General features: G+C 51.5%; 2 tRNA genes and 3 rRNA genes. All 5 read right to left on the bottom strand.

Annotated features, from left to right (window positions below):
• Positions 1 to 8: 8 nt before the first annotated feature.
• Positions 9 to 121, bottom strand: a 5S ribosomal RNA gene (gene rrf, locus ABIE32_RS21535).
• 147 nt (positions 122 to 268) lie between these two features.
• Positions 269 to 3,147, bottom strand: a 23S ribosomal RNA gene (locus ABIE32_RS21530).
• A gap of 407 nt (positions 3,148 to 3,554) precedes the next feature.
• Positions 3,555 to 3,630, bottom strand: a tRNA-Ala gene (locus ABIE32_RS21525).
• 125 nt (positions 3,631 to 3,755) lie between these two features.
• Positions 3,756 to 3,832 (bottom strand) — tRNA-Ile (locus tag ABIE32_RS21520).
• A gap of 187 nt (positions 3,833 to 4,019) precedes the next feature.
• Positions 4,020 to 5,550: ribosomal RNA gene (locus tag ABIE32_RS21515) — 16S ribosomal RNA — on the bottom strand.
• Together the 16S, 23S and 5S rRNA genes with 2 tRNA genes alongside form the textbook arrangement of a ribosomal RNA operon.
• Positions 5,551 to 5,790: the final 240 nt, after the last annotated feature.

Below are 5,790 nucleotides of genomic sequence, written 5' to 3'. Positions count from 1 at the left end.
GAATAAAAGCCTGACGATGACCTACTTTCACACGGGAATCCGCACTATCATCGGCGCGAAGTCGTTTCACTGTCCTGTTCGGGATGGGAAGGAGTGGTACCAACTTGCTATGGTCATCAGGCATAACTTTTTGCTTTGCTGCCAGGTTTGTTAGGCAGCGCAGCGAATTCATAGAGTCTTATCAGCTAAATTTGATTGCGCTTTGGGCATAACTGCAGTTGCAGTGTCTTTGCATGCATCCCATCTAAGGGGGGATCATCAAAGTTATAGGGTCAAGCCGCACGAGCAATTAGTATTGGTTAGCTTAACGCATTGCTGCGCTTCCACACCCAACCTATCAACGTCCTGGTCTAGAACGACTCTTTAGGGGGGTCAAGCCCCCGGCAGATCTCATCTTGAGACGAGTTTCCCGCTTAGATGCTTTCAGCGGTTATCTCTTCCACACTTAGCTACTCGGCAATGCCACTGGCGTGACAACCGATACACCAGAGGTGTGTCCACTCCGGTCCTCTCGTACTAGGAGCAGGCTCTCTCAAATCTGCAGCGCCCACGGAAGATAGGGACCAAACTGTCTCACGACGTTTTAAACCCAGCTCACGTACCTCTTTAAATGGCGAACAGCCATACCCTTGGGACCGACTACAGCCCCAGGATGAGATGAGCCGACATCGAGGTGCCAAACACCGCCGTCGATATGAACTCTTGGGCGGTATCAGCCTGTTATCCCCAGAGTACCTTTTATCCGTTGAGCGATGGCCCTTCCATACAGAACCACCGGATCACTATGTCCTGCTTTCGCATCTGCTCGACTTGTCAGTCTCGCAGTTAAGCACGCTTATGCCATTGCACTATCGTCACGATGTCCGACCGTAACTAGCGTACCTTCGAACTCCTCCGTTACGCTTTGGGAGGAGACCGCCCCAGTCAAACTGCCTACCATGCACTGTCCCCGATCCAGATCATGGACCAAGGTTAGAACCTCAAACACACCAGGGTGGTATTTCAACGTCGGCTCCAGGTGAACTAGCATCCACCCTTCAAAGCCTCCCACCTATCCTACACAGATCTGTTCAAAGTCCAATACAAAGCTACAGTAAAGGTTCATGGGGTCTTTCCGTCTTTCCGCGGGGAGATTGCATCATCACAAACATTTCAACTTCGCTGAGTCTCAGGAGGAGACAGTGTGGCCATCGTTACGCCATTCGTGCAGGTCGGAACTTACCCGACAAGGAATTTCGCTACCTTAGGACCGTTATAGTTACGGCCGCCGTTTACTGGGACTTCAATCAAGAGCTTGCACCCCATCATTTAATCTTCCAGCACCGGGCAGGCGTCACACCCTATACGTCCACTTTCGTGTTTGCAGAGTGCTGTGTTTTTATTAAACAGTCGCAGCCACCTATTCTTTGCAACCGCTTTGGGCTCCATTTGTTCAACTTCACCTACTTGCGGCACACCTTCTCCCGAAGTTACGGTGTCAATTTGCCGAGTTCCTTCTCCTGAGTTCTCTCAAGCGCCTTAGAATACTCATCTCGCGCACCAGTGTCGGTTTGCGGTACGGTCGTGTGTAGCTGAAGCTTAGTGGCTTTTCCTGGAAGCTGGGTATCACTCACTTCGTCTGCAAGCAGACCCGTTATCACCCCTCATCTTAGCCCGGCGGATTTGCCTACCGAGCACGACTACAGGCTTGAACCAACATATCCAACAGTTGGCTGAGCTAACCTTCTTCGTCCCCACATCGCACTACACATCGGTACAGGAATATTGACCTGTTTCCCATCAGTTACGCATCTCTGCCTCACCTTAGGGGCCGACTCACTCTACGCCGATGAACGTTGCGTAGAAAACCTTGCGCTTACGGCGAGCGGGCTTTTCACCCGCTTTAACGCTACTCATGTCAGCATTCGCACTTCTGATACCTCCAGCATCCGTTACCAGACACCTTCTCAGGCTTACAGAACGCTCTCCTACCACGCACAGCAAAACTGTGCATCCGCAGCTTCGGTAACTGGCTTAGCCCCGTTACATCTTCCGCGCAGGACGACTCGATCAGTGAGCTATTACGCTTTCTTTAAATGATGGCTGCTTCTAAGCCAACATCCTGACTGTTTTAGCCTTCCCACTTCGTTTCCCACTTAGCCCGTTTTAGGGACCTTAGCTGGCGGTCTGGGTTGTTTCCCTCTTGAGTCCGGACGTTAGCACCCGGTGCTCTGTCTCCCAAGCTGTACTCTGCGGTATTCGGAGTTTGCATAGGTTTGGTAAGTCGCCATGACCCCCTAGCCTAAACAGTGCTCTACCCCCGCAGGTAATACTTGAGGCACTACCTAAATAGTTTTCGGAGAGAACCAGCTATTTCCAAGTTTGTTTAGCCTTTCACCCCTATCCACAGCTCATCCCCTAGTTTTGCAACACTAGTGGGTTCGGACCTCCAGTACCTGTTACGGCACCTTCATCCTGGCCATGGATAGATCACTTGGTTTCGGGTCTACACCCAGCGACTTGTCGCCCTATTCGGACTCGATTTCTCTACGCCTTCCCTATTCGGTTAAGCTTGCCACTGAATGTAAGTCGCTGACCCATTATACAAAAGGTACGCCGTCACCCCTAAGGGCTCCGACTTTTTGTAAGCATGCGGTTTCAGGATCTATTTCACTCCCCTCCCGGGGTTCTTTTCGCCTTTCCCTCACGGTACTTGTTCACTATCGGTCGATGATGAGTATTTAGCCTTGGAGGATGGTCCCCCCATGTTCAGACAGGGTTTCTCGTGCCCCGCCCTACTTGTCTGCAGCCTAGTACCACCACTGTGCTTTCACATACGGGGCTATCACCCACTATGGCCGGACTTTCCATTCCGTTTTGTTAACACAATGACTATCACTGCAAGGCTTCTCCGAATTCGCTCGCCACTACTATCGGAATCTCGGTTGATGTCTTTTCCTCTGGGTACTTAGATGTTTCAGTTCTCCAGGTTCGCTTCTGCAACCTATGTATTCAGTTGCAGATACCTATTGCTAGGTGGGTTCCCCCATTCAGATACCTCCGGATCAATGCTTATTTGCCAGCTCCCCGAAGCTTTTCGCAGGCTATCACGTCTTTCGTCGCCTATCATCGCCAAGGCATCCACCACATGCTCTTAGTCACTTGACCCTATAACTTTGACCTCTATCTCTAGAGCTCCATCGCTACACTCTCAAGCAACTGCTTTGCGAGGTCTCTCACCTCGCGCGTTATGCCGTAATGTGAATATCTTTGCCATGAACCCAGTTGCCCGGATCCACATTCTTGAAGAATATTCGTCATTACTGAATAATCATTGCTCATCGCAAAGTCTTATTCGTTTTGACGCAATCAAATTGTTGTTAGCGGCACGGTGAGATAAAACCTTTACGAATTTTCTCTTTCCGCTAACAACGCTGATTTCGACTCTATGAATTTTTAAAGAACAGCCGTGTCGATCCGGGAATCCGGTATCAACAACAAAACAGTCTCTTGCGAAACCGCTTTGGTGTTGAGTGATAAGTGTCTATCGGACGCTAGTTTTGACAACCAGGTATTGGTGGAGGATGACGGGATCGAACCGACGACCCCCTGCTTGCAAAGCAGGTGCTCTCCCAGCTGAGCTAATCCCCCTTTGATCGCCTATAGCCTGCGCATTGCCGCGTTGCTACTTCCTCGCATACCTGAAGTATGCGTCGTCATTCGCGCCTTGCACTGCTTGGCTCTAGCCAATCAATATGCCATCCGTTGGAAGCTTTTGGTGGGTCTAGTTGGGCTCGAACCAACGACCCCTGCGTTATCAACACAGTGCTCTAACCAGCTGAGCTACAGACCCATTCCAATGCCTAGTAGCTACTGCGTCTTGTGTGACTCAGTCTCTACAAAGCCTTGGCTTGTGTTCCAACAACCGATAAGTGTGGGCGTTCAATCTTGATTGCTTTTTTGGCTCCTGCCGTGCCGATGGCACTTCACTTTGTTTGCACAAAGTGAGCATCCACCGAAACAGCAAAGCTGTTTTCCAGAAAGGAGGTGATCCAGCCGCACCTTCCGATACGGCTACCTTGTTACGACTTCACCCCAGTCACGAACCCCGCCGTGGTAAGCGCCCTCCTTGCGGTTAGGCTACCTACTTCTGGCGAGACCCGCTCCCATGGTGTGACGGGCGGTGTGTACAAGACCCGGGAACGTATTCACCGTGACATTCTGATCCACGATTACTAGCGATTCCGACTTCACGCAGTCGAGTTGCAGACTGCGATCCGGACTACGACTGGCTTTATGGGATTAGCTCCCCCTCGCGGGTTGGCAACCCTTTGTACCAGCCATTGTATGACGTGTGTAGCCCCACCTATAAGGGCCATGAGGACTTGACGTCATCCCCACCTTCCTCCGGTTTGTCACCGGCAGTCCCATTAGAGTGCCCTTTCGTAGCAACTAATGGCAAGGGTTGCGCTCGTTGCGGGACTTAACCCAACATCTCACGACACGAGCTGACGACAGCCATGCAGCACCTGTGTGCAGGTTCTCTTTCGAGCACCAATCCATCTCTGGAAAGTTCCTGCCATGTCAAAGGTGGGTAAGGTTTTTCGCGTTGCATCGAATTAAACCACATCATCCACCGCTTGTGCGGGTCCCCGTCAATTCCTTTGAGTTTCAACCTTGCGGCCGTACTCCCCAGGCGGTCAACTTCACGCGTTAGCTTCGTTACTGAGAAAGTTAATTCCCAACAACCAGTTGACATCGTTTAGGGCGTGGACTACCAGGGTATCTAATCCTGTTTGCTCCCCACGCTTTCGTGCATGAGCGTCAGTGCAGGCCCAGGGGATTGCCTTCGCCATCGGTGTTCCTCCGCATATCTACGCATTTCACTGCTACACGCGGAATTCCATCCCCCTCTGCCGCACTCTAGCCATGCAGTCACAAAGGCAGTTCCCAGGTTGAGCCCGGGGATTTCACCTCTGTCTTACATAACCGCCTGCGCACGCTTTACGCCCAGTAATTCCGATTAACGCTCGCACCCTACGTATTACCGCGGCTGCTGGCACGTAGTTAGCCGGTGCTTATTCTTACGGTACCGTCATGACTCCCAGGTATTAACCAGAAGCTTTTCGTTCCGTACAAAAGCAGTTTACAACCCGAAGGCCTTCATCCTGCACGCGGCATTGCTGGATCAGGCTTGCGCCCATTGTCCAAAATTCCCCACTGCTGCCTCCCGTAGGAGTCTGGGCCGTGTCTCAGTCCCAGTGTGGCTGGTCGTCCTCTCAGACCAGCTACAGATCGTCGGCTTGGTAAGCTTTTATCCCACCAACTACCTAATCTGCCATCGGCCGCTCTAGTAGCGCAAGGCCCGAAGGTCCCCTGCTTTCATCCTTAGATCTCATGCGGTATTAGCTACTCTTTCGAGTAGTTATCCCCCACTACTAGGCACGTTCCGATGTATTACTCACCCGTTCGCCACTCGCCATCAGGCCGAAGCCCATGCTGCCGTTCGACTTGCATGTGTAAAGCATGCCGCCAGCGTTCAATCTGAGCCAGGATCAAACTCTATAGTTCGATCTTGAATTTAAAGTCTCTCGACTACTCACTCACTTGACGGTATCAAGAAGGCCTAAGCCCTCTTCATTACTGTTTATAGTGAGCGCTTGTTTTGCTCCGAAGAACATATGGCAATCGCCACCAAACGCCCACGCTTATCGGCTGTTAATTTTTAAAGACCCATCCAACCCAGCCAGCGACCATCTCTCGATCTCACCAGCCCTCTTGGACCAACTCGCTGCAATCAGCGAAGCCTTG

The sequence above is a fragment of the Comamonas sp. 4034 genome, assembly GCF_050434545.1.
Lineage (GTDB): Bacteria > Pseudomonadota > Gammaproteobacteria > Burkholderiales > Burkholderiaceae_C > Comamonas > Comamonas odontotermitis.
Note: the sequence above shows the minus strand (reverse complement) of the source record. Positions and strands in the feature narration are given on the sequence as shown.